We start from the raw sequence: 24,275 nt of genomic DNA, 5'->3' as shown, positions 1-24,275 counted from the left end.
GGATGGACGAGACGGCACGCGCGTGGAGCATCGGGGCGCTGTGTCTGCTGTGCGCGCTCCTCGCCTATGTGCTGTTGCGGACGCCCCCCGAGGTGAGGCCAGCGGCTACCCAGCGGGCCCATGCGGCTCCGAGCGTCCCGGTGGCTCCCCAGCCCTCGGGTGGCTTCGAGCCGGACCCCGAGATGTACCGGGGCTGGCCTCTCTTCCTCGGCTGGCCGCTGCCAGAGGTGCCCAGTGGCTGGGGGACGGGGGGCTCGCAGCCCGCTCCCTCCGAGCCAGCACCGCCGCCCGTGCCGCCACACCGCCCCAGGGAGGCACCGTGAAGCAGGCGTCCGCTGGGACGGGTGTTGAGGACTCAAGGCGCGCGGGGCGATGAGGCGCGCGCGGGCGCCGCGTGCGCACCGCCCGGTGTTCCCAGCGCCTCCCGGTTCTTGAAGAGGATGAAGACGCCCATCACCACCAGGAGGACCGAGAAGGCCCGCTTGAGGGCCGCCTGCGACACGTAGTGGGTCGCCCAGGTGCCGGCGAGGATGCCGGCCACCGCGATGGCCGTGAAGAGCCCGAGCCAGCCCCAGGGCACCTCGACGTGGCCGAGGTAACCGGCGAACCCCACGAAGGAGTTGAGGGCGATGACGAGCAGGCTGGTGCCCACCGCCTGTTTCATCGGCAGGCCCACCAGGAGCACCAGCGCCGGGACGATGAGAAAGCCGCCGCCCACCCCGACCAGTCCCGTGAGGCCGCCCACGCCGAGCGCGGCCGCGGCCATCACCGGAAAGGAGGCCTTGTGGGGCGCGGGGGCGTGTGCGCTCTCCTTGCGGCCATTGCGGAACATGAAGAAGGCGGCCACGAGCATCACCGTGGCGAAGAGCAGGAGCTGCACGGCGCCCGAGACGAAGACGGACAGGCGCGCCCCCGCGTACGTGCCCGCCATCGCCACCGCCCCGAAGACGACGGCCGCCCGGAGCTGGAGATTGCCCTTGCGCCAGTGGCCCACGGCACCGAAGAGGCTGGTGACTCCCACCACCGCCAGCCCCATGGCGATGGACTCCTTGGCCCCGAAGCCCAGGACGTACACGAGGATGGGAACGGTGAGGATGGAGCCGCCACCGCCGAGCAGGCCGAGCGACAGGCCAATGAGGGCCGCGAGGGAGAGGCCGAGGAGAGGCATGGTGTCCGTTCTCGCGCGAGCGCGTACTCAGCCCTGGGGCGGAGTGGCGGGCGTCTCGCGCACGGCGAGCATTCCGCCCGCCAGGTTGTAGAGGTGGCTGAAGCCCCGCTGGGCGAGCGCCTGCGCGGCCTTCGCGGAGCGTCCGCCCGAGCGGCAGATGAGCAGCAGCGGCTGCTCGCGGGGCCAGGAGGCGGAAGCCGCCTCCAGCGTGCCCAGCGGGACGAGCTCCGCCCCGGGCAGGTGGCCCAGGGGTCCGGTGTACTCGTCCGGCTCGCGCACGTCGATGCGGCGCACCTGGGGGCCGAGCGCCTCGAGCTGGGAGGGAGGGAGGTCCTGATAGGGAAGAGAAGTCATGGCCGGGTCTCCTGGGGAAGGGCAGGGGGCTCAGGCCCCTTGCGGTGAGGGCGCCACGTGCCCGCAGGCGCGGTTGGCCGGGACGGCGATGTCGATCTTCCGGGGCTTGGGCAGGTGGAGGTTCTCCATGAGGTGGATGAACTCCTCCCGGTTCTTGCCGGCCAGGCGCGGGTTGTGCCGCTTCTCCTCGGCGATGCTCGTCACCGTGCGGCCCTTGTAGTCGTGGCCGGGGTAGACGAGCGTCTCGTCCGGCAGGCGGAAGAGGACGCGGGTGATGCTGTCGTAGAGCTGGCTCGCGTTGCCGTTCTGGAAGTCGGTGCGCCCGTTGCCGCGCACGAGCAGGGCGTCTCCGGTGAAGACGCGGTCGTCGAGGAGGTAGCTGACGCTGTCGTCCGTGTGTCCCGGGGTGGCGAGCACCTGGAAGACGAGTCGCCCGACGCGCACCTCGTCTCCGTGGCGCGCCTGGAGGTTGGTGCACGAGGCGCCTCCCACCCCGCCCACCACCGTGCACTGCGTGCGCTCACGCAACACGCCCGACGCGGTGACGTGGTCGGCGTGCACGTGGGTATCGAAGACGTGGGTGAGGGTGAGGTCCAGCTCGCTCACCAGTTGCAGATCGCGGTCGACCTGCTCCAGCACGGGATCGATGAGGACGGCCTGCCGCGTGGACTCATCGCCGACGAGGTAGGTGTAGGTCGAGGACTCGGAATCGAAAAGTGGGCGGAAAATCATCTCGGGGTCTCCTGTCCGTGAGAGCCCGGGCCTTGGAAAAAGGATTCAGGACCCGCGCGGGCAGCCGGGGGAACAGGGGGCCGGCCCCCCGTCCCCCGACCATGAATTTCCCGGCGAATCCTTTTCCGGGGAGTCTGGCTCTCACAGACCATGACTTCCTCCTTCCTTCTTCCCCTCCTCGGTGGGGCGCTCATCGGGTTGAGCGCCTCGCTCCTCCTCCTGGCCAATGGCCGGGTGGCCGGCATCAGCGGTGTGGTGGGCTCGCTGCTGGCCCCCGTTCGCGGCGACATCGCCTGGCGCGTGTTCTTCTTCGGCGGGCTGCTCACCGGCGGCCTGCTGCTGGCATGGCTTCGCCCCGTGTCCTTCGCGGCCCCGGCGCCCCTGAGCGCGGGCGGAGTGGCCCTGCTGGTGGCGGCGGGACTGCTGGTGGGCTTCGGCTCGCGGCTGGGCAACGGCTGCACCAGCGGGCATGGCGTCTGCGGCATCAGCCGCGGCTCGGTCCGCTCCATCGCGGCCACGCTCACCTTCATGGCCACCGGCGTCCTCACCGTCTTCCTGGCCCGTCACATCTTCTAGCTGGAGCCCCCCATGCGTCCCTCCCTCAGCGCGTTTCTCAGCGGCCTCATTTTCGCCCTCGGTCTGGGCCTCGGCGGCATGACGGACCCGGCCAACGTCATCGGCTTCCTCGACATCGCCGGTGACTGGGACTACCGGCTCGCGTTCGTCATGGGCGGTGCCATCGCCGTGCACGCGGCGCTGCGGCCCCTCATCCACAAGCGCGAGCGGCCCCTCTTCGCCGAGAAGTTCCCCTCCTTCTCCATCAGCTGGGTGGACTGCAAGCTCCTCGTGGGCGCGGGCCTCTTCGGCGTGGGCTGGGGGCTCGGCGGCTACTGCCCTGGCCCCGCGCTCACCTCGCTCGCCAGCGGTGCGACGCAGGTGTTCATCTTCGTGCCCGCCATGTTCGCCGGCATGTACCTCGCCCAGGTGCTGCAGGCGCGGCATGGCGCGGGCGTGGAGACGCCACGTCTGGGCGCGACGCCTTCCCCGTAGTCCCGGTACCCTGGGAACTTTTCACCGCCCCCCTCGTGTCCTGGAGAACGTGAGCAGCCGGTCCTTCATCGAACGAGCCCTGGAGCACCTGCCAGCCCTGCGGCGGGTAGGCCGCCGGCTGACGGGCAGCCCGGCGGAGGCGGATGACCTCGTGCAGGAGACGGTGGCGCGTGCCCTGGAGCGGCGCGGCGAGCTGCGCGATCCGGAGCGGCTCAAGGGATGGCTGCTCGCCGTGCAGCGCACCGTCTTCCTCAACTCCCGCCGGGGACTGCGCCCCCGGTTGGAGGTACTGGAGGGCGGTCTGGGGAAGGAGGCCGCTCCCGAGCCTTCCGCGGACCTGGAGGCGGAGTTGCACGCCCGGACGCTCAGCTCGGGCATGAAGGCGGCGCTGGAGTCGCTGGCCCCCGAGTGGCGCGACGCGCTGTGGCTGCGGGAGGTCGAAGAGCTGAGCTATGAGGAAATCGCCCAGGTGCAGGGCTGCCCGGTGGGCACCGTGCGCTCGCGTCTCGCCCGGGCACGGCTGGCGATGTTCGACTTCCTCGAGAAGGAGAAGGCACATGGAAGCCTGTAGCCTGGAGTGGCAGGAGCGTCTCTCCGCGTGGTTCGACGGGGAGGTCCAGGCACACGAGCGGCAGGCCGTGGAGCTTCACCTGTCCCGGTGCGCGGGCTGTACCCGGGAGGCGGCCCGCTATGCCCCGCTGCGCGAGGCGCTGAGGGCCCAGGCCGCCGCGGAGACGCACGTGCCGTCCCAACTGACGGAGCGTGTCTCCCGGCTGGTTCCGCGCTCCCGCCCCGCCTTTCGCCAGCGGCGGTTGGCCGCGGGCCTGGCCGCGGCGCTCGCGTCCGTGGGGGTCCTCTGGACGTCATGGCCGAGCGGCATGAATGACGCGCTGGCGATGGATCTCGAGCGGCACCACCTCAAGGCCTTCTCACGCACCACCCCCTGCGAGTTCGAGTCCTCGGACCCGGCCGAGGTGAAGGCCTGGGTGGAGCGGGAGCTGGGCTACGCGGTGGAGGTGCCCGTGGTGCCCGGCGCCACGTTGCTGGGCGCACGCCGCTGCCGGCTGCATGGACAGCTCTCCGCCTCGCTGCTGTACCGGTACGAGGGGGGCAAGGCGATGACACTCTTCCTGCCGCCGGCGGGCTCGCCCGCGGCGCGGGAGGCGGCGCGCTTCGCCGGAGAGGAGACGCGCTGCACGCAGGGCCCCGTGGGGGAGCGCATCTGCGTGGCGCCGCGCGGGAGCGAGCAGGCCGCGCTGGCCGTCTCCGAGCTGGAGCCGCCGGTGCTGGTCGACGCCCTGGCCCGCCTGGCTCCTTGAGGGCGCGCGGCCGTGCACAGAGGGCACTGAATCCTTCGTCCGCCCTCGCGGCTCTCACCCGGCCGCACCTCTTCTCGCGGAGGCCCATGGGCCTCCGGAACCCGAAGGAGCCGCTCCATGAAGGCCGTTCTCGTCGTCTCGGCCCTGTTCGCCAGCCTGTTCCTCGTCTCCTGCACGCACCATCGGCCGGTGGGGCTCGAGGCCCACCAGCGGGTGGCGGCGGGCGCCACCCTGGTGGATGTCCGCACTCCAGAGGAGTTCGCCGCCGGGCACCTGCCAGGAGCGGTGAACATTCCCGTGGATGAGCTGCACCAGCGGTTCTCCGAGCTCGGCTCGCCGGAGAAGCCCCTCGTCGTCTACTGCCGCAGTGGCGCGCGCAGCACCCGCGCCGAGCGCCTCCTGAAGGAGCGTGGCTTCCGGGACGTCTTCAATCTCGGCCCCATGTCGGCCTGGGAGTGACGGGAGGGGGGGCGGGAACTTCGGGCGGCACGCCTCGTGTCCTCTCCGCTGTCTTCCTCCTCCCATCCAAGGTGCTGCATGTTGATGCGTCTCTTCTCCCTGCTCGGTGCGCTGTTCGCCCTGGGCGGCCTGGGCTCCGGCTGCGCCGAGCTGCGGCCTGGTTCCATCTCCCCGCTGGCCGCCAGCGCTCCCGCCTCCAAGCGCCAGCAACTCACCGTCCTCTACGTGGCGGATCTGCACGCGCAGCTGCGCGCCCACCCCGAGCTCTTCTGGCACGGTGGCAAGGAGCGGATTGAAGAGGCTGGCGGCTTCGCCCGGGTGGCCGCCGTCATCCAGCGCATTCGCGCCGAGCGAGGCGGTGAGGTGCTGGTGCTCGACGCCGGGGACACGATTCAGGGCTCGGGCGCGGCGGCCCTCACCGAGGGACGCGCCCTCATGGCACCGCTCAACGCGCTCGGGCTGGACGCCGCGGTACCCGGCAACTGGGAGGTGGTGTACGGCCCCGAGGTGCTCGCGCAGCGGGCCCGCGAGCTGAAGCATCCGCTCGTCGCCGCCAACCTGCGCGATGCGAAGAGCGGCGAGCGCCTCTTTCCGCCGTACTTCGTGAAGGAGGTGGGCGGGGTGAAGGTGGCCGTCGTCGGCTTCACGGACCCGGATGTCCCGCGCCGCCAGCCCCCCGGCTACAGCCAGGGCCTGCGTTACGATGGCCCGGAGGAGCTGCCGGCGCTCGTGCGGGAGGTGCGCGAGCGCGAAGGCGCCCAGGTGGTGTTGCTGATGACGCACGTGGGGCTCGCCAAGGCGGTGGGCCTCGCCGCGAAGGTTCCCGGGGTGGACGTCCACCTGTCCGGGGACACGCACGAGCGCACCTACGCGCCCATCGAGCAGGCCGGCAGCTGGGTGGTGGAGCCCGGCGCCTTCGGCTCCTTCCTCGGCCGGTTGGACTTGTGGGTGGAGGAGGGCAGGGTGGTGGAGCGCCGCTGGGAGCTCATCGAGCTGACCGCCTCGCGCTTCCCCGAGGACCCCGAGGTGGCCCGGCTGGTGGAGACCGCGCTCGCGCCGCACGAGGCGAAGCTGTCCGCCCCGGTGGGCCACACCGGCGTGACGCTCGCGCGCTACGCGGTGGTGGAGAACCCGCTGGACAACGTGCTGGCCGACGCCATCCGCGCCGCCGGAGGCACGGAGATTGGCCTCTCCAACGGCTTCCGTTTTGGCACCCCGCTGCTGCCCGGGCCGGTGCGCGAGGCGGACCTGTGGAACTTCTTCCCCATCGTCAACAAGCTGAAGACGGGCAAGGTGAGTGGCCGCCAGCTGCGCGCCTTCTGGGAGCAGGAACTGGAGAACGTCTTCGCCAGGGACCCGGAGAAGCGCTTTGGCGGGTGGCTGCCACGCCCCTCGGGGATGACGCTGCGCTTCCGGGCCGATGCGCCCAAGGGGAAGCGCCTGCTCGCTCTGGAGGTGGGCGGCGAGCCGGTGGAGGACGAGCGCCTCTACACGGTGACGGCCTGCGAGCGCGAGGGGGATGCCCCCGACATGGTCTGCCGCATCCCCGGCATCCAGGAGCCGCGTGTGCTCGACGTGGACGCGCACGAGGCGGTGCGCCGCTTCCTCGCGGGCAAACCACGCCTGCACGACGCGCTGGAGGGACGCGCGGTGGGCGAGGACCTCCCGTCCGTGCTGCGCACCCAGCAGGTGCAGTGAGCTCCAACAAGGGGAACACGACATGACTCCTCCTCTCACTCCAACTGCCTCCGCTTCCGCCGCACCTCTCCCGGGAGGCGTCTGGCGCCGCCGTCTGCCGGGCCTTGGGCTCGCCGCAGGGCTGGCGGTGGCCAGCTACTGGCTCGCTACACTGCCCGGCCTCAAGGTGGTGGGCCCGCTCACGGTGGCCCTGCTCATCGGCATCGCGCTGCGCTCCGCCATGGGGCTGCCCGGAACACTGACGGAAGGCACGCGCTACTCGGCACGCACGGTGCTGCGGCTGGGCATCGTGCTGATGGGAGCGCGGCTCGACTTCGGGCTGGTGGCGAAGGTGGGCCCGCGCGTGCTGTTGCTCGCCCTGGCCGTCATCGTCGGCGGCATTCTGGGCATCCGCTGGGTGACGAAGCGCTTCGGCGTGCCGGAGAAGCTGGGCACGCTGCTGGCCGTGGGCACCTCCATCTGTGGCGCCAGCGCGGTGGTGGCCGCCAGCTCCGTCACGCGGGCCGAGGAGGAGGACACCACGCTGGCGGTGGGCCTGTGCGGGATTCTCGGCACGGTGGGCGTCCTCTTCTACGTCTTCGTGGGGCCGCTGCTGGGGTTGAGCACGGCGCAGCTCGCCATCCTCTCGGGCGCCACGCTGCACGAGGTGGCGCAGGTGATGGCCGCGGCCTTCACCTGGGGTACCTCGGCGGGCGACCTGGGCACGCTGGTGAAGCTCACCCGCGTGGTGCTGCTGGCCCCCGCGCTCGTGGTGCTGGGGTTCGCCTCGGGCGCGGGCGGGAAGGTGCGCTACTCGTGGAAGGAGCCACCCATCCCCTGGTTCGTGATGGGCTTTCTCGCCGTGGGCGTGTTGGGCTCGGTGGGGGTGCTGCCCGCCGCCGCCAGGGCCGGGCTCTCCACCGCCAGCGTCTTCCTCATGGTGATGGCCATGGCCGCCATGGGGCTGGGCACCCATGTCAGCCTGATTCGCCGCGCGGGCATGCGCGTCGTCTACGCGGGCCTCGCGGGCTTCGCGGGCCTGGCGCTGTCCGCCTGGGGCCTCATGCGGTTGCTGTCCATCCAGTAACGGCCGTCACCGTCTTTCTCGACGTCTTCTCTCAACCTCGATCCGGAGTCCCTCGAATGAACCGCTTCCCGCTGCTCCTCATCACCGCGCTCTTCATCTCCCCTCTGGCCGCGCTCGCCGCGGAGCCATCCCCTGTGCCCCAGGCCGCCGCGCAGAAGACGCCCGCGCGCCAGGGCAAGCTCGTCTTCGTGTCCACCACGGGCCTGGAGGACATCGGCACGCTCTCCAGCTCCTTCCGCCACGCGAAGACGGCCAAGGAGTCCGGCTACCTCTCGGACGTGGTGTGGCTGAGCTACGGCCGCGCGGTGGTGGCGTTGGACCCGGCGGTGAAGGCCGTGCCGGAGGGGGTCCGCAAGGAGGCCCAGGCGGCGAAGGCGGCCGGCGTGCGGCTGGTGGCCTGCGGTAACGCACTCGAGAAGTTCGGCATCGACCCGAAGAAGCTCCAGCCTCAGGCGGAGGTCGTCGACAACGGCGTGGCGGAGCTCTCGCGCCTGGTGGCCGAGGGCTATCAGGTCATCCGGTACTAGGCCTTTCCCTCCCGTTCCGCCGCCAGCCCCTCACGATGTTTCCCCATGGGGACGGCCAGGAAGGCATCCTGGCGGCCGAGCGTTCTCCAAGAGGAAGTGACAGGAGAGCGCGAGGAGGCGACCTGGAGATGGCGACGCGAACCGATGAGCAGTTGATGGAAGCCGCGCGCTCGGGCGACGACAAGGCCGTGGATGAGCTCCTGGCCCGCCACGAGAAGCAGGTGTACCGCTTTGGCCTGCGCATGTGCGGCTCGGAGGAGGACGCCAAGGAGGTGCTCCAGGAGACGTTGCTGGCGGCCTTCCGCGGCCTCCACGCGTTCCGGGGCGACGCGCAGCTGTCCACCTGGCTGTTCCAGGTGGCCCGCACGCACTGTTTCCGCCTGCGCCGCAAGCGCGCCGGAGCCCCCGAGGAATTCCAGCCGCTGGATTCTCCCGCGGCGGCCCACGTCGCCGCGGCGGAGGCGGCTCCGGACATGACCGCCCACGCGCGGCAGATGGGGGAGGTGTTGCAGGCGGCCATCCTCGCGCTGCCCGAGGACTGGCGCGAGGTGCTCATCCTCCGGGACGTGGAGGGGCTCACGGCCGAGGAGGCGGCGCAGGTGGTGGGCATCGAGGTGCGGGCGCTGAAGAGCCGGTTGCACCGCGCGCGCCTCCAGTTGCGCGAGCACCTCTCCACCCTCATGGGGGAGGGCGCCCAGGACGAGGCCCGGGGCTGCCCGGAGCTGGCGCAGGAGTTGTCGGAGTTCGCCGCGCAGGAGGTGGACCAGGCCACCTGCGTGCGGCTCGAGGACCATCTGTCGCGCTGCCCGCGCTGTGCCGAGGCGTGCGACTCGCTCAAGCGCACGGTGTCCCTGTGCCGGCGCATCCCGGGGGATGAGGTGCCCGCCCCGGTGCGCGCGGCGGTGCGCCAGGCGCTGTCCCGGACATTGCCCGCCTGAAGCCAGCGGGCCGAGGCCGCAAGCCACTGCCAGTGCGCCTGCCCGCTCGAAGCGTATGAGGGCCCGGCCCCAGGGGAAGGGCGCGGGCCACGAGGCCTCACCCGTCCGATGAGGCGGGAATACTTGACGATGGCGGCCGTGGCCTCCACCCGTTAAGCAGGGCACCACCTCCTCGCGCCGACAGCCTCGTCCGACAGCATGCGAACCACCCACCGTCCCCTGACCACCGTCGCGCTGGCCTTGAGTCTCTTCATGGCGGCGCTGGAGATGACCGTCGTCTCCACCGCCATGCCCACGGTGGTCAGTGAGCTGGGCGGACTGCAGAGCTACGCGTGGGTCTTCACCGCGTACATGCTGGCCTCCACCGTGACGGTGCCCATCTACGGGAAGCTGGCGGACCTCTACGGGCGCAAGCCCGTGCTGCTCTTCGGCATCGGCCTGTTCCTCGCGGGCTCCGTCCTCAGCGGGCTGTCCACGTCGATGCACATGCTGATCGCCTTCCGTACGCTGCAGGGCCTGGGGGCGGGAGCGATGCAGCCCGTGGCGCTCACCATCGTGGGGGACCTCTACACGCTGGAGCAGCGCGCGAAGGTACAGGGCGTCTTCAGCGGGGTGTGGGGGCTGGCGGGGCTGGTGGGCCCGCTCACCGGTGGCCTCATCGTGAAGTACCTCACGTGGCACTGGGTCTTCTTCATCAACGTCCCGGTGGGGCTGGGCGCGCTCGCGCTGCTGGTGTTCTTCTTCCACGAGCAGGTGCAGCACAAGCCGCAGAAGCTGGACTACGCGGGCGCGTTGCTGCTCTCGGCGGGAGTGGTGGCGCTGCTGTTTGGCGTGCAGGGAATCGGCCGCAACCTGCTGGCGCTGCCGGTGGGGGTGGTGCTGCTCATCGCCTTCGTGCTGGTGGAGCGCAAGGTGGCCGAGCCCGTCATCCCCATGTCCATCTTCAAGAATCCCGCGATCGCCATCTCCTCGGTGGCGGGCGCGCTCTTCTCCGCGGCGATGTTCGGGGCCACCACCTACGTGCCGCTGTACGTGCAGGGCGTGCTGGGCGGCTCGGCGACGCTGGCTGGCGGGATGATCACCCCGATGATCGTCGGCTGGCCGGTGGCGAGCCTGTTCGCGGGGAAGCTGTTGCTCCGGACGGGCTTCCGCCCGCTCATCGTCGGAGGGCTGGGGCTGACGGTGATTGGCACGGGGGCGATGGCGCTGTTGCTCAAGCCGCAGTCGTCGCTGCTGATTCCGGAGCTGGCGATGGCGCTGTTCGGCATCGGCCTGGGCTTCACCGCCACCTCGCTGCTCATCGCGGTGCAGACGAGCGTGGGCTGGGAGCTGCGCGGGGTGGCGACGGCGAGCCACATGTTCTTCCGCACCATCGGCGGGGCGCTCGGGGTGGGGTTGATGGGCGGCGTGGTGGTGTCCCAGTTGCTGAAGGATCCGAACGTCCCCCTGGCCGCCGCCAACGAGCTGCTCGGCCCCGAGCACGGCCACGGCCTGCCTCCGGCCGTGTTCCAGACGCTGAGCGGAGCGCTCGGCACGGGGCTGACGATCAACTTCTGGATCATCTGCGCCGCCACCGTGGGAGCCTTCGCCGCCGGGCTCTTCTTTCCCAAGGTGAAGCGCGGCGAGGGCATGACCCTCCCGTCCACCGACGCGGCGGCGCCTCACTGAGCCCCTGGTGACAGCAGTCACCAGTGCTGACCGCAGTCACCAGTCAGCGCCCACCCGCGCGCCGGGAGGGAGCCTCCATCCCCCCGAAATCACAGGGCCCACGTGCTGGCATGGAAGGCGCAATGGGACAGGGGCATGAAGACCTTCAAGATCGGTGGCCCCAAGAGCAGCGCTCCTCTCCGCGGCTTGCAGAACGATGCGCCGAAGCCTTCCGCGCCGACGCCGTCTCCGTCCAAGCCGGCCCCCTCCGCGAAGCCGGTCGCGCCCAAGGATGGCTTCGACACGGCCCCCTCCAAGATCGGCTCTTCGATCCGGGGGCTGTTCGGGCCGTCGCAGGCGGACTCGTTCGCCGCCGATCCCATGAAGTTCTCCGGGCAGAACATCCTGAACGGCTACAAGCTGTTCCAGAACGGGGCGCCGCCGCAGGGCGTGCAGTTGCCCACGCCCAACAAGCCTTTCGTGCCGGCGAACCAGTCGGTCGCGACCCTGAATGTCCAGCAGCAGCATGGCAACGCGAACCTCTCGCTCTCGGCGCCCGGCGGGAACGGGCCGCAGGTCAACTACCTGCACTACCTCTCGTCGGGTCAGGGCAAGCCGGACCAGGGCTCGTTCGCGGGGATCTCGGGCGTGCCCCTGCACCCCAAGCCGGGGCAGCCGTCGATGGTCATGACGGGGCCGCTCAACGGCTGTGCCGTCCATGCGCTGCACAACAAGACGGATGACACCCTGTCCTTCGTCCATCAGGCGGATTTCTCGAAGTACGGCGCCAGCACGGGCAAGCAGCACCTGGAGGACTTCCTGAAGAAGAACGACCTCCAGTTGGTGCAGAGCCTCACGCCCCATGACTACTCGCATCCCACGGGGTCCCACGGCATCGAGACGGGCGCCACGGCCTTCGCGCACTACGACAAGGCCTCGGCGCAGTGGAAGCTGGTGGGCCAGCTGAACGACTGGAAGAACGGCGGAGCCCCGGGAGGCCGTCCCGAGCTGCAGCGTCCCCCGGCCGGACTGGGGCAGTGGCTGGGCCCTGTCGACCCCCAGAAGCCGCTGAGCCTCGACGAGCTCCAGTGAGGCAGGGGACATGAAAAAGGGGCACCGCGTGGTCGCGGTGCCCCTGGGCGTTTCAGCGGGGCGCGAGGCCCCGGCTCACCTCACGGCGCGGGGGCCGGGGCGATGGTCTCCGGCTCGGCGCTCGTCCGCTTCGCCGCACCCCGCAGCTGCTGCATCAGCACATACAGGCCGGGGATGAAGACGAAGTTGACGACGGTGGACACGAGCATTCCGCCGAAGACGGCCGTGCCCAGCGAGTTGCGCGCGGCGGCGCCAGCGCCCTTGGCCATCATCAGCGGCACCACGCCCAGCAGGAAGGCGATGGACGTCATGAGGATGGGGCGCAGGCGCACCTCGGCGGCTTCCACCACCGCGTCCACGGCGCTCTTGCCACTCGCGCGCAGCTGCTCGGCGAACTCCACGATGAGGATGGCGTTCTTGCTGGCCAGACCCACCAGCATCACCAGTCCGACCTGGCAGAAGACGTCATTGGCGTAGCCACGCGCCAGCTGCAGCCCCAGCGCGCCCATGACGGCCAGCGGCACCGAGAGGATGATGACGAAGGGCAGGGTGAAGCTCTCGTACTGGGCGGCGAGCACCAGGAAGACGAACAGCAGGCCCAGGCCGAAGATGATCAGCGTCTGACCGCCGCTCTCCTTCTGCTCGAGGCTGATGCCCGTCCACTCCGAGCTCATGCCCTGGGGCAGCTGCTGCGCGGCCAGCTGCTCCATGGCCTCCAGTGCCTGGCCGGAGGAGACGCCCGGAGCGCTCGCCCCGTTGATCTCCACGGCCCGGAAGAGGTTGTAGTGGCGGATGACCTGGGCGGAGGCGGTAGGTGTCACCTTCACCAGCGACTCCAGGGGGATCATCGCGCCGGTGTCGGTGCGCGTGTAGAAGGCCCCGATGTCCGAGGGGTTGTCGCGGAACTGCTGCTCGGCCTGGACATAGACGCGGTAGGTGCGGTTGGCGTAGTTGAAGTCGTTGACGTACTGGCTGCCCATGTAGAGCTGCATCGTGCCGAACACCTGCTCGATGGGCACGCCGAGCGCCTTGGCCTTCTGACGATCCACCTCGACGTCCAGCAGCGGGGTGTCGGCGTTGAAGGAGGTGAAGACGCCGCGCAGGCGGCTCTCCTGGTTGCTGCTCGCCACCAGCTCCTGGGCGGTCGTGGCCAGCTGGTCCAGCGAGAGGCTGCCTCCGACGTCCTCGAGGATGAACTGGAAGCCGCCCACGCTGCCCACGCCGCGGATGGCGGGGGGCTGCAGGGGCATCACTCGGGCGCCGCCGATGTTGCCGAGCGGCCCGCGCAGCCGCTCCACCAGCGCGGCCACGGACTGGTTCGGGTTGGGCCGCTTCTCCCACGGCTGGAGGGGCACGAAGATGGTGGCGTAGTTGGGACCGGTGCCCTGGAAGGAGAAGCCGCCGATGGCGAAGATGGTGACCACCTCGGGCTGGTTCTTGAGCAGCTGCTCCGCCTCGGCCAGCACCTTTTCCGTCTGCGCGAGCGACATGCCCTCGGGCCCCTGCACGGAGATGATGAGGTAGCCCTGGTCCTCGTCGGGGATGAAGCCGGTGGGCGCCGAGCGGAAGAGCAGCACCGTGCCCGCGATGCACAGCACGAACGCCACGAGGATGACGACAGGGTGCTTGAGCAGTGCGCGCAGCCCCCGGCCGTAGGTGGCCTTCGTCCAGTCGAGCGCCTTGTCCATCCAGCGGAAGAAGATCCACTTCTCTCCGTGGTGGTGCTTGAGCAGGCGGGCGCTCAGGGCGGGCGTGAGGGTAAGGGCGCAGAAGGTGGACAGGGCCACCGACGCGGCGATGGTGAGGGCGAACTGGCGGTAGATGGCGCCCGTGGTGCCGGGGAAGAGCGCCACGGGGATGAACACCGCCACCAGCACGATGGAGATGGCCACCACCGCGCCGGCCACTTCCTTCATGCCCTCGCGCGCCGCCTGCATGGCGGACAGGTGCTTCTCCACCATCAACCGCTCGATGTTCTCGATGACCACGATGGCGTCGTCCACCACGAGCCCCGTGGCCAGGGTCAGGCCGAACAGGGTGAGCGTGTTGATGGAGAAGCCCATCAGGTAGACGAAGGCGAAGGTGCCCACCAGCGAGACGGGGAGGGTGATGGCGGTGATGAGCACGCTGCGCCAGCCGTGCAGGAACAGGAAGATGACGAGGATGACGAGCGCGATGGCCTCCACCAGCGTGCGCACCACCTCGTTGACGGAGGCGCGCACCGCGAGCGTGGTGTCATTGCCCGGCCTGTACTCCAGCCCCGGAGGGAACTGCTGGGCGAGCCGGTCCATCTCCTTGATGACGCCGTCACGCACGTCGAGCGCGTTGGCGGTGGGGAGCTGGAAGATGGCGAGGCCCACGCCGGTCCGCCCGTTGAAGCGCAGCAGGGTGCCGTAGTTCTCCGCGCCCAGCTCCACGCGGGCCACGTCCTTGAGGCGCACGAGCTTGCCGTCGGTGGTGTTGCGCTGCAGGACGATCTCCCCGAACTCCTCGGGCTCGACGAGCCGGCCGCGCGCGCGCACGGCGATCTGGTAGGGCTGCTCGTCGGTGGAGGGGGGCTGGCCCACCTGGCCCGCGGCCACCTGGAGGTTCTGCTCCTGCAGGGCCCGCACCACGTCCTGGGGGGTGAGGTTGCGGCGTGCCAGCTCGGTCGGGTCCAACCACAGGCGCATGGAGAACTTGCGCTCGCCGAAGATGCGCACGTCGCCCACGCCGCGCACGCGCTTGATGGCGTCCTTGAGGTTCACGTCGGCGTAGTTGCTGAGGAACTTGGCGTCGTAGCGATTGTCCGGGCTGGACAGGCCGATCGTCAGCAGCATCTGGCTGGAGGCCTTGTTGACGACGATGCCCGTCTGATTCACCTGGGCGGGCAGGCGCGAGGCGGCGCGGCTCACGCGGTTCTGCACGTCCACGGCCGCCACCTCGATGTCGCGCGTGGGCTCGAAGGTGACGGTGATCTGGCTGGTGCCGTCGTTGCTGCTGGTGGAGGTGATGTAGCGCATGCCCTCCACGCCGTTGAGCTCCTGCTCGAGCGGGATGGTGACGGCGTTCTCCACCACCTCGGCGCTCGCGCCCACGTAGGTGCTGGTGACGGTCACCTGGGGCGGCGCGAGATCCGGGTACTGGGCGATAGGGAGGGTGGGAATGGCAATCGCCCCCACCAACGTCAGCAGGATGGAGCAGACGGCGGCGAAGACGGGCCTGCGGATGAAGAAATCAACGAACATCAGCGGCTACCCCCGGCGGCTCCTCCACCGCCCTCCGTACCCTGCGTGACGGCCCGGGGGGGCGAGGGCTTCACCTTCACCTGCGCGCCGTGACGCAGCGCCTGCAGCGAGGTGACGGCCACCTGCTCGCCCTCCTTCAGTCCGCCCTCCACCACGTAGGCCAGCTCGCCGAGCGCCCCGAGCTTCACCGGGCGGCGCTCCACGATCGTCTTGCCCTCCTTCTCCGTCACCACGAGGGCGAAGGGCTGGCCGCTCTGGCGCACCACCGCGAGCGCGGGCAGTTGCAGGGCCTGGCGGGTGGAGTAGACGAGGCGCGCGCGCACCAGCTCGCTGGGGCGCAGGCCCACGGTGTTGCGGAAGGCGGCCTTCACCTCGACCAGCTGGGTGCGCGGATCCGCCTGGGGCGCGACGAAGAAGATGGGGCTGGAGAGCACCACCTTGCCCTGCGAGTCGAGCACCTCCAGCGGCGTCTCGGGGCGCAGCATGCGGGCGCGCTCGGAGGGCACCGCCACGCTCACCTCCAGCACGTCCGCCTGGGCCACGCTCGTCAGCGGCGTGGTGGCGCTCACGAAGTCGCCCATGCGCACGAGCACGTCGCCCACGGTGCCGGCGAAGGGCGCGCGCACGGTGTTGAACCCCAGCTGCACCTCGCGCTGGGACTCGGTGGCGGCGGCGGCGCGCGTGTTGGCCTCCAGCGCCTCCACCTGGGCCCGGGACTGCTCCAGCTCCTGGGCGCTCGCCAGCCCCTCCTTGTAGAGGGACTCGAGGCGGGCGCGCGTGCGGCGGGCCTGCTCCAGGTTCACCTCGGAAGAGGTGCGCTGGGCCCGCGCCGTCTCCAGCGCCGCCGTCTCCTCGCGCGCGTCCACGTCCACGAGGGGCGCACCGGCCTCCACCTTCTGGCCCGGGCGCACGTGGATGCGGCGCACGTAGCCGGCCACCTGGGGCAGCACGTTGACGCTCTGCCGCGACATCAGGCTTCCGAGGTACTCGCTCGTATCGCGCACCTCGCTGGGGGCCAGCTGCACCACCTCGATCTCACGGGGTGGGGGAGCCGGCTTGGCCGCGGGCTTGCCGCCGCAGCCAGCCACTCCCACCGCGAGCGCGGCACCCCACAGTCCCACCACCAGCGCCTTCAGGGGGCGTACCCTTCTCACCAGTCGCACCGGGCCTCCGTCAAGAATGCGTCCAGGCGCGCCTGGACAAGCTCGAATTCACGCAGGGCCAGCGCCAGCTCCGCCTGACGCAAGGCCGCCCCGCTCTGTACCAGTTCCAGGCTGCTGCCACGGCCGACCTCGAAGGCTCGCCTGGTCAGCTGGTCGGTCCTCGCGGACAGCTCCCGCGACTCCGTCGCCGTCTTCACCAGGGACTCGGCCACCTCCACGCTCCGCCGGGCGCGTGCCACCTCCACCTCCACGTCGCGCCGGGTGCGCTCGAGTGTCTCGGCCGCCTGCTGCTCCAAACCCGCGCGCTCGCGGACGATTCCCGCCCGGCCGCCGCCCTCCCAGATGGGGACCGACAGCACGGCGGCGATGCTCCACGTGGCCAGCCTGCCGGGGCCGGGCTCCGTGGTGAAGGCGTTGAGGTTGCTGTTGATGCCGAGCGTCGGCAGATAGCCGGCCGAGGCCTGCCGCGTGCTCTGCCGGGCCGACTCCACCTGGGCGCGCGCGGCCTCGAGATCTGGCCGCTCGCCCAGGGCCTTCAGCGGGGTGCAGCTGGCGCGGGTCTGCTCCACCAGGCCCTGCAATTGGAAGGTCGTGCTCACGCCCACCTCCTGGGGCAGGCCCAGGGACAGGCCGAGCGCCTCGCGGGCGCGGTGCAGCTGCTCGTCACCGGAGATGAGGGACTGGCGGGCCACCTCCACGTCCTGGCGCACGCGCACCACGTCCAACTGGGTGCCCGCGCCCAGCTCGAAGGAGCGCTGGGCGAGCGCGGCGCGCTCCAGGGCCCGGCGCAGGCCCACGCGGTTGATCTCCGCGGCCCGTTCGGCGGCCACGGTGGCCACCAGCGTGCGGGCCAGGCCCAGGGTGAGGCGGCGCTGCACGTCCTGGAGGTTGGCCTGGGCGCTGTCCTCGGCGGACGAGGCGGACGACAGCCCCCGCCAGGCGCTGAAGTCCACCACCGACTGCGTCAGCGACACCGAGCCACTCACGAGCGGCACGGTGGGCCGGCGCTCGGCATCGGTCTGCCCGAGCAGCGGCGAGCCCGTGAGGCCCACGGGGATGCCGGGGTTGAGCAGATCCGTGGCCACGCCCGCCGACACGCGGCCATTGGGCAGCAGCGTCGCCAGGGCCTGGCGCCACCGGCCCTCGGCGCGCTGGACGTTGGCTTCGGCGATGCGGAGATCCGTGGAGCGCTCGCGCACCAGCCCGAGCGCCTCCTCCCAGGTGCCCACCTGTTTGGAGGCGGGGGGCGCGGGGGTGAGCATCGGATCATCCACCTGCGGCTGGAAGGGCGGTGGGGCCGGGAGGAGCGGATCCTGGGCCAGGGCGGGGCCCGCGGTGAGCACCAGGAAGAGGAGGGCGAAACGGGGCGTCATGCCGGGAGGGGACCTGTGGAATCGGGTGTTGCGCGTACTGTCTGGCTGCCCCCTATAACGGCCAGCTCGTTCGGTGTCATTGACAATGGTTGTATACAGCAATCATTGTATTAGGTGAAATGACCCTCGCGGAGCAAGTGGGAGCCCTGCGGCGCACCCTGTACCGGCTGCTTACCCGGCGGCTGAGCGGGAAGACGCGCCGGCCCTTCACCCAGTTACTGGCGGTGAAGTTCATCGCCATGCGCGATGTGCGCACCCAGGCGGAGCTGGCCGAGCGGCTGCTGGTGGATGCGCCCGCGGTGAGCCGGATGGTGGATCGGCTGGAGGAGGAAGGGCTGGTGAAGCGCTGCGCCGGGGAGGATCGCCGGTGCGTGCGGCTCCAGGTCACCGAGGCGAGCCTGCCGGAGCTGAAGCTGTTGGAGGATGCGTCGCAGTGGCTGGATGACGAGGCGTCCCAGTACCTGACGGCCTCGGAGCTGGCCGAGCTGAAGCGGCTGCTGGAGAAGCTGCAGGCGGGGCTGTCCCAGGTGGCGGCTCAGCCCATGGAGGGGGAGTCCCAGGACTGAGGCGCGGGGCCCCAGGCTAATAGCTTCAGCTGGACCAGGTTGGGCTGCTACGCAGGACGTTCGCCCTGCGAGCTCGTGTCGCCCGGCTCAAGCCAGCGGGTGATGCTGGGAACGCGGCCCTCGCCAAGAGGCTTGAAGGAATGGCAGCGTGCAGGGGGCGTTTTTCTAGAGCCAACGTGCCATGCCTCGAAAGCCAAGCCAGAAGAAGTCACAGTCCCGTGAGCCCATGGCTCCGGGTGATGCGATGACCTGGGAGCCGGACGAAGCGGACCGCCTCGTTGCGGAAGCAGCGAGTTCAGGCGTGCGTTCTCTCGACCTGAGTTCCCTGGCTCTCGACTCGCTGCCAGAATCGTTGTTCCAACTGACGCAACTGACGAGCCTGGATGTTTCCGACAACCGGTTGAGTGAGCTACCAGAATCGCTCGGCCAGTTGACGCAATTGCAGCACCTGGACGTCTCCGTGAACCAGCTGTCGGCCTTGCCATGGTCCATGGGCCAACTGACCCAGCTTCGGGAGTTCCTTGCGTACTCCAATCAACTGGAGTCATTGCCGGAGTCGCTGGGCGAGCTGACGGGCCTTCATACTCTTAACGTCCATGACAATTGGCTCGTTGGCTTGCCAGAGTCGTTGGGCCGCTTGACGAAGCTCGAGTTTCTCGATGTGAACAGCAACAGATTGTCGAAGCCGCTCGAGTGGTTGGGCAACCTGACACGGCTTCAATATCTGGATGCCGGCTTCAATCTGCTGCGCGTCCTGCCTGACTCGCTGGGGCAGCTCACCCGGCTCAAGTACCTTGTCGCCTCAACGAACTCGCTGAAGGAGTTGCCAGAATCCCTGCGCAAGCTCAAGGCGCTCCAGGCTCTCGATATCACCGGCAATCTCCTCTCGGCGTTGCCAGAGTCGCTCGCCAGGCTCAACAAGCTCAGATACCTCTTCGCTGGCGCTAACGACCTGACGTCATTGCCCTCGTCATTGCGCGTTCGATTGTCGGCATTGGAGGTGCTTGACCTGAATGGAAATGAAGCGCTCGGCCTTCCACCCGAGATCCTGGGACACAGCATTTATAGGACCCTGTGGGATTATCAACCATTCAAGATCACCATAGAGCCACCTCTCCCCGCGCCTGCCGCAATCGTCGACTACTATTTCCGCGCGCGGCGGGACCGGAAGCCGCTCAACGAGGCGAAGCTGATCCTTGTCGGGCGGGGGGGCGTCGGAAAGACCTGCCTCATCAAGAGGCTGCTTCACGACACCTTCGACGAGCGTGAGCCGGAGACGCCCGGTATCGAGATCAAACCCTGGCCGGTGACCCTGTCAGAGGGTGACACGGTACGACTGCACGTGTGGGACTTTGGTGGCCAGGAGATCCTTCACGCGACGCACCAGTTCTTTCTCACGGAGCGCACGCTCTACCTGTTGGTCTTGAGTGGACGCGAAGGCAACCCCACACAGGATGCGGAGTACTGGCTGCAGCTGATTCGTAGCTTTGGGGGCGACTCGCGGGTCATCATCGCGCTGAACAAGGCCGTCCAGCATCCTTTTGATGTGAATCGAGGCCTGCTGCTGGAGAAGTACCCATTCATCGCGGGCTTCGTGCCGACGGACTGCGAGGACGCAAGCGGTATCCAGGAACTCAAGAAGCTGATCCTGGAGAAGACCGATGGGCTGGAGCATCGCAAGGTAGCCTTCCCGGCGGACTGGTTCGAGATCAAGGAGCGGCTGGCCGGGATGAAGGGGAACTTCGTCACCTGGGACCAGTATCAGGAGATCTGCCGCGAGTTCGGGGAGCGCGATCCAGAAGCACAACGGCAGCTGGCGACCTTCCTGCACATTCTCGGCATCGCACTGAACTATCGCGACGATCCACGCCTCAAGGAGACGCATGTCCTCAATCCCCGCTGGGTCACCGAGGGCATCTACACTCTGCTGCGGGCCGGACAGAAGCAATGGCACGAGGGAGTGCTCACCAAGGCAGATCTGTCCACGGTCCTAGATGAGCAGCGCTATCCCAAATCCAACCATGCGTTCCTGCTCTACCTCATGGAGAAATTCCAGCTCTGCTTCCGGCTGGAGGGGCGGGAAGAGCGCTACCTCGTGCCGGAGTTGCTCGGCGAGAACCAGCCCGATCTGGGAGTGCTTCTCGCGGCACCAGGGCTGGGTTTCCGCTACCAGTACGAGGTCTTGCCCGAAGGGCTCCTGCCGCGCTTCATCGTCCAGACCCACGCCTTGAGCCAGAAGAGCCCTCGCTGGCGCACAGGTGTCATCCTCGAGCATGAAGGCTGCCGCGCCGTCGTCCGCGCGGACTCCCGCGAACGCCGCGTGGACATCCATATCACCGGGAACAAGGCGCTTCAGCGCGGTCTGCTGGCCATCATCCGGGAGAAGTTCGCCGAGCAACATCGGGAGCTGAAGGGGATGGTGGTGGATGAGCGGGTGCCACTCCCCAATGAACCCGGGGTGACGGTCAGCTACAGGCACCTGGTGATGTTGGAGCAGGAGGGAGAGGACTGGTACCGCCCGGAAGGTACACGTCAGAAGGTGAGCGTGACGGAGTTGCTGAACGGCGTGGAGACAGCTCAGGAGCGCCGCATGATGAGGACGGTCCAGGAATCAAAGGCCTTTGCAGACTCGCCAGGCCGCCCTCGGGAGCCGCGGATCGCCGAGGTCACCATTGGGATCATCACAGCGCTTCCCAAGGAGTTCGCCGCCATGAAAGCGGCGATGCACGACTGCCAGGACCACCATGTCCCAGGCCCAGGCGCGGGGCGCCGGTATGTGCTGGGCCAAATGAAGTCTCGCGATCAGAAAGAGCATCGAATCGCGCTCGCGATGCTGCCAGGAGGGGTGGGCAACAACATGGCCGCCGCTCGGGCCACGCTGCTGCTGGAGCACTTCCCCTCCGTGGACGCCATCATCATGGTCGGCATCGCGGGTGCCGTCCCGTCGCCGCGGAAGCCTGAGGACCATGTCCGGCTCGGAGACATCGTCGTGTCCAACAGATGGGGAGTGGTGCAGTACGACATGGTGAAGCTCAAGGAGGTCCGTTCCAGTTCTGTCCCACCGAGCGCCAGGTTGATTGAAGCTGTGGCCCTGCTTCAGGCCGAGGAAATCGAGGGGCGCCGGCCGTGGGATGAGCACATCGGCGCCATCCTCCAGCAGTTGAAGCACAAGCGCCCTCCTCAGGCGACCGACAAGCTTTACGCCACTGACGACCCAGAGACACAGCTCGAGCATCCCAAGGACTCCAGGCGTCGGAGGGGGCTGCCACGTGTGTTCCTGGGGCCCATTGCATCCGCCAATGAGCTCTTGAAGAGGCCTGACAAGCGGGACGAGCTCCGTCAGAGGTTCGGAGTTAAAGCGGCGGAGATGGAGGGCTCTGGGATCGCGGATGCCACCTGGAACCACGACAAGGGGTATCTGGTCGTCCGTGGAACGTGTGACTACTGCGACACTCACAAGAACGACGACTGGCAGGAGTATGCCGCGGCGGTCGCGGCGGGGTACACGCGGGCACTCATCGAATCGATCTTCGCGCCAGCGCAGGCCCAGGTGAACGGGTAGGGCTTCAGCGCACGCCCGGCATGACGGAGTTCATCAGCGCGCGCACCCGTGGACTTCACGTCAGAACAAATCATTGACGGCGCGGAACAGCGCCTCGAACCGGGCTAGCGTGTCAGGGTCTACATTCGCTGGCGGGTTGCTGACAAACGAAGAAGCGACAGCATAGTGGTTGAACCCACCGCTGGGCCGAAGCAATGTGCCTGACGCCGTGAGATAGCGCTCGATGCGCTGGAGGATCCGGTCTCCTGTCGGCAAGTCGCTCTCGGTGACCTTCTTCCCGCCGAGCTGCTTCGCAAACGTCTTGTTGAAGCAATCGAGGTAGAGACCCGGCGACTGCAGGTCTTCGACATCCGAGGGCCGCCCGCTCTTGCCCAAGGCCTTGAGGTCCCGGAACTGCGAGGCATCAAGAAGCATCTTGGGCGAGACCAACTTCTGCTTCACGAGGTCTTCGAGCTTCTGTTCGGGCCGCCCCTGGTAGTCATGAAGGACGGCTAGCTTGAGTCCACTGGCGCCGAGAAGCGCGATGAAGGTCACCACCTTGTCGAGGCCGCCCGCCGGAACGATGGTGATGTCCTCGCGCAGGCCGACCCGGCCCTGTGCCTCGAGAATGGACGACATCGCCTTGAGGTACAGGAGGTCGGAAGGCCCCTCGACGAGGAGGTTGTTCTCGGAAATGAACAGGTTCTGCGCCAGGCTCCAGCCCAGCGCGGCCTGGAGCGGAAAGATGGTTCGCCGGTCAGAACTGGTCACATTATCGGAGATGACCGTACCGACTTTCACGCGATCCTCAACCACCCGGACCTGATGGAGGCGGTCGGTATGGACCATGAAGGGCGAGTGCGTGGTGTATAGAACCTGGTGCTTGGTCGCGAGCTCGTCGATGTACCGAAGGAAGTCAGCCTGCGCGAGCGCATGGAGGTTGAGTCCAGGCTCATCGAGCAGGAGGATCAGCTCATGATCTCGTAGCTCGCGACCCGTCTTGAGCTGATGCTGAATGCTGTCGAACCACACCAGGAAGCTGAAGAACCACGTGAAACCCCGGCTACGCTGACGAAAGGGAGTGCTGACTCCCCGGTGGCGTCGGTTCTTGATGCGGAGGTATAAGTTCGGCCCGTTGTTGAAGGGGGCCACGTCATCCGGGTCCACCTTGATGTCTACCTCGACCTCGAGGTCCTCGTTCTGCTTCCAGAAATCGAAAATTTGATCCGTCAGCCTGATCGACACCGATTCGAGTCGGGCCTTGAGCGGCTCGTATCCACCTGACTTGGTGAAATCCTCCACGGAGATGTCCGCCATCCGGAGCAGGGCCAGCACACCGAGGTGATGAGGCTCAAGGAACTTCGGCGCAGCCCGTGCCGAAAGCGCGGGGTTCTGCACCTTCCAGGCCTGGAGTTGGGTCACCCGGTTCGCGAGGTCCGCGAGGTTCATCTTGCTCGGGAGCAGCTCGTACTCCCCGAAGAAGGCGAACTTCGGCATACGCGTTCTGAGCCACTCCCATGCCTCCGCCTCTATGATCGAGTTCCACTCGGTCTTCTTGATTCGCTCGTGGATCGTCTCAAGCCAGGACTTGTCCTTGTCGGTCAGCCCCAGCCCGGTAAGGGCTGTCGGAATATCACGGATGCGCTTGACGGACGCCAAAGCTGTCTTCACATCGGAGCTGAGTCCCGGCGCGTTCTGCAGGCTCGCCAGCACGGGGGTCTCGTCAACTGAGATCAGGATGGTGATCTTGTTGTCGTATAGGTGGTTGACCGAAAACTCGAAGTCAGGCGGCAGCTTCGTGTTCAGGATGCCGTTCAGCTCATTCAACTCTTCCTGGGAGAGTCGGTACGTGAGGCTCGTCACCTGGGCTGGTTTGGTCTTGTGCTCCCTGAGGTAGCTGGAAAGATCCTTGCGCGGGTAGTCTTCAACTGGATTGAACTCGGAGGCCCCAATGGCGTCGCCTGACTTCTCGAGGGCTTGGAGGAACACCGTCTTGCCGGCCTCGTTCATTCCGACAAGCACGGTTACGGACGGGTCGATATTCACCGTCTGCAGAGCGTTGATAGACTTGAACGGGCCTACCTTGGTGGTGACGAGCTGCACAACCAACCTCCTGGAGGTCAACGGACGACCGGGGACCGTAGCAGCACTGTCGACATGACGATCAGAAAAGCACCTCTCTCAAGCAGGTACGAGGGGCTTGGACGACACCTCTATCTGGGGCTTGGATACGGGAGAAGGATCCGCTCACCGCGTATAAGAAGAATGGGAGGGCTGTTTGAGGATGAGGGCTGTTTGAGGATGAGGGCTGGAGCGGAGGGGCCGAGGAGGGCCGCTGAAGGGAGCCGCCGAGGC

General features: G+C 68.4%; 21 protein-coding genes. 14 read left to right on the top strand and 7 right to left on the bottom strand.

Features of this window, described 5'->3' with window-relative positions:
* The first annotated feature begins 2 nt into the window (after positions 1-2).
* The gene (locus NR798_RS26440; RefSeq protein ID WP_375765276.1) at positions 3-323 is read left to right on the top strand and encodes a hypothetical protein; all 321 of its coding nucleotides are present in this window, start codon (positions 3-5) and stop codon (positions 321-323) included.
* 32 nt (positions 324-355) lie between these two features.
* On the opposite strand, the gene NR798_RS26435 is transcribed toward NR798_RS26440, so the two are convergent.
* Genes NR798_RS26435 through NR798_RS26425 form a run of 3 tightly spaced genes read right to left on the bottom strand, consistent with a single transcriptional unit; the run spans position 356 to position 2,254 of the window.
* Positions 356-1,168, bottom strand: a complete 813-nt coding sequence (locus NR798_RS26435; RefSeq protein WP_375765275.1) for a sulfite exporter TauE/SafE family protein — start codon at positions 1,166-1,168, stop codon at positions 356-358.
* 27 nt (positions 1,169-1,195) lie between these two features.
* The gene (locus tag NR798_RS26430) at positions 1,196-1,522 is read right to left on the bottom strand and encodes a rhodanese-like domain-containing protein (RefSeq protein WP_375765274.1); all 327 of its coding nucleotides are present in this window, start codon (positions 1,520-1,522) and stop codon (positions 1,196-1,198) included.
* 30 nt (positions 1,523-1,552) lie between these two features.
* Positions 1,553-2,254, bottom strand: a complete 702-nt coding sequence (locus NR798_RS26425) for an MBL fold metallo-hydrolase (protein ID WP_375765273.1) — start codon at positions 2,252-2,254, stop codon at positions 1,553-1,555.
* A 150-nt stretch (positions 2,255-2,404) separates the two neighbouring features.
* Between NR798_RS26425 and NR798_RS26420 the strand changes: the two genes are divergently transcribed.
* From NR798_RS26420 to NR798_RS26370, 11 genes are all read left to right on the top strand, one after another.
* Entirely contained in the window at positions 2,405-2,830 is a 426-nt protein-coding gene (locus NR798_RS26420; protein ID WP_375765272.1) for a YeeE/YedE family protein, read from the top strand.
* Positions 2,831-2,842: 12 nt separating this feature from the next.
* Positions 2,843-3,304 (top strand): DUF6691 family protein, encoded by a 462-nt coding sequence (locus NR798_RS26415; protein WP_375765271.1) that lies wholly within the window; start codon positions 2,843-2,845, stop codon positions 3,302-3,304.
* A 49-nt stretch (positions 3,305-3,353) separates the two neighbouring features.
* A complete protein-coding gene (locus NR798_RS26410) occupies positions 3,354-3,875 on the top strand; it encodes an RNA polymerase sigma factor (RefSeq protein ID WP_375765270.1) in 522 nt (173 codons plus the stop codon).
* Entirely contained in the window at positions 3,862-4,623 is a 762-nt protein-coding gene (locus NR798_RS26405) for an anti-sigma factor family protein (RefSeq protein ID WP_375765269.1), read from the top strand. The genes NR798_RS26410 and NR798_RS26405 overlap by 14 nt, the downstream gene beginning before the upstream one ends.
* Before the next feature lie 117 nt (positions 4,624-4,740).
* Positions 4,741-5,082, top strand: coding sequence for a rhodanese-like domain-containing protein (locus NR798_RS26400; protein ID WP_375765268.1), 342 nt, complete (start codon positions 4,741-4,743; stop codon positions 5,080-5,082).
* A gap of 84 nt (positions 5,083-5,166) precedes the next feature.
* On the top strand, positions 5,167-6,780 hold the full coding sequence (locus tag NR798_RS26395) for a bifunctional metallophosphatase/5'-nucleotidase (RefSeq protein WP_375765267.1): 1,614 nt from the start codon (positions 5,167-5,169) through the stop codon (positions 6,778-6,780).
* Between the two features lie 22 nt (positions 6,781-6,802).
* Positions 6,803-7,846 carry a YeiH family protein gene (locus tag NR798_RS26390; protein ID WP_375765266.1) on the top strand — a complete coding sequence of 348 codons (1,044 nt, stop codon included), beginning with the start codon at positions 6,803-6,805 and terminating at the stop codon, positions 7,844-7,846.
* A 56-nt stretch (positions 7,847-7,902) separates the two neighbouring features.
* The gene (locus NR798_RS26385; RefSeq protein WP_375765265.1) at positions 7,903-8,373 is read left to right on the top strand and encodes a DsrE family protein; all 471 of its coding nucleotides are present in this window, start codon (positions 7,903-7,905) and stop codon (positions 8,371-8,373) included.
* Between the two features lie 128 nt (positions 8,374-8,501).
* Positions 8,502-9,311, top strand: a complete 810-nt coding sequence (locus NR798_RS26380) for a sigma-70 family RNA polymerase sigma factor (protein WP_375765264.1) — start codon at positions 8,502-8,504, stop codon at positions 9,309-9,311.
* 198 nt (positions 9,312-9,509) lie between these two features.
* On the top strand, positions 9,510-10,979 hold the full coding sequence (locus NR798_RS26375; protein ID WP_375765263.1) for an MDR family MFS transporter: 1,470 nt from the start codon (positions 9,510-9,512) through the stop codon (positions 10,977-10,979).
* Positions 10,980-11,114: 135 nt separating this feature from the next.
* Complete coding sequence (locus tag NR798_RS26370) at positions 11,115-12,050, top strand: hypothetical protein (protein ID WP_375765262.1); 936 nt, start codon at positions 11,115-11,117, stop codon at positions 12,048-12,050.
* A gap of 80 nt (positions 12,051-12,130) precedes the next feature.
* On the opposite strand, the gene NR798_RS26365 is transcribed toward NR798_RS26370, so the two are convergent.
* The 3 genes from NR798_RS26365 to NR798_RS26355 are packed head-to-tail and all read right to left on the bottom strand — an operon-like array spanning position 12,131 to position 17,813.
* Positions 12,131-15,277 carry an efflux RND transporter permease subunit gene (locus tag NR798_RS26365; RefSeq protein WP_375765261.1) on the bottom strand — a complete coding sequence of 1,049 codons (3,147 nt, stop codon included), beginning with the start codon at positions 15,275-15,277 and terminating at the stop codon, positions 12,131-12,133.
* Positions 15,277-16,431, bottom strand: coding sequence for an efflux RND transporter periplasmic adaptor subunit (locus NR798_RS26360; protein WP_375765260.1), 1,155 nt, complete (start codon positions 16,429-16,431; stop codon positions 15,277-15,279). The genes NR798_RS26365 and NR798_RS26360 overlap by 1 nt, the downstream gene beginning before the upstream one ends.
* Positions 16,428-17,813, bottom strand: a complete 1,386-nt coding sequence (locus NR798_RS26355; RefSeq protein WP_375765259.1) for a TolC family protein — start codon at positions 17,811-17,813, stop codon at positions 16,428-16,430. The genes NR798_RS26360 and NR798_RS26355 overlap by 4 nt, the downstream gene beginning before the upstream one ends.
* A 119-nt stretch (positions 17,814-17,932) precedes the next feature.
* Here NR798_RS26355 and NR798_RS26350 point away from each other — a divergent pair, with 119 nt between their 5' ends.
* Complete coding sequence (locus NR798_RS26350; protein WP_375765258.1) at positions 17,933-18,379, top strand: MarR family winged helix-turn-helix transcriptional regulator; 447 nt, start codon at positions 17,933-17,935, stop codon at positions 18,377-18,379.
* 226 nt (positions 18,380-18,605) lie between these two features.
* Positions 18,606-21,941: a COR domain-containing protein gene (locus NR798_RS26345; RefSeq protein WP_375765257.1), complete on the top strand. Its 3,336-nt coding sequence runs from the start codon at positions 18,606-18,608 to the stop codon at positions 21,939-21,941.
* 60 nt (positions 21,942-22,001) lie between these two features.
* Here NR798_RS26345 and NR798_RS26340 read toward each other — a convergent pair whose 3' ends face one another.
* On the bottom strand, positions 22,002-24,023 hold the full coding sequence (locus NR798_RS26340) for an ATP-dependent endonuclease (protein ID WP_375765256.1): 2,022 nt from the start codon (positions 24,021-24,023) through the stop codon (positions 22,002-22,004).
* Positions 24,024-24,275: the final 252 nt, after the last annotated feature.

This window comes from Archangium gephyra (assembly GCF_042230915.1).
Taxonomy (GTDB): domain Bacteria; phylum Myxococcota; class Myxococcia; order Myxococcales; family Myxococcaceae; genus Archangium; species Archangium gephyra_B.
Note: the sequence above shows the minus strand (reverse complement) of the source record. Positions and strands in the feature narration are given on the sequence as shown.